The organism is Streptomyces hilarionis, assembly GCF_024539675.1.
GTDB lineage: Bacteria > Actinomycetota > Actinomycetes > Streptomycetales > Streptomycetaceae > Streptomyces > Streptomyces hilarionis.
Map to the genome: position 1 here is coordinate 1 of NZ_JAHHIT010000839.1, position 247 is coordinate 247.

1 protein-coding gene is annotated in these 247 nt (G+C 61.1%); it reads right to left on the reverse strand.

Going from position 1 to position 247, the window contains the following annotated elements:
• Positions 1 to 37: 37 nt before the first annotated feature.
• Positions 38 to 247 (reverse strand): PFL_4695 family integrating conjugative element protein (locus KMS84_RS44785; protein WP_256921651.1); only part of this gene is annotated, 210 nt, incomplete at its 5' end.

Below are 247 nucleotides of genomic sequence, written 5' to 3' on the forward strand. Positions count from 1 at the left end.
GCTTGGACTCCATCGCATGCTCGGCCATGACCTGGATTCACTGTTCCAGTGAGGTGGCAGTGATCAAGACGGGATAGTGCTCAATCTGCAGGCGGGTGGCGATGTCGTTGCCGTTCACCGGCAGGATTGTGATGCCCGGAGCGGCTGCTCGAATTCGGGCCAAGGCTTCAGTATCGGCCACTTCGACGGCGAGGCCAGCCGCGCCCAATTCCAGCAGTTCAGCCGCACGTTGACGCAACCAAGCCAG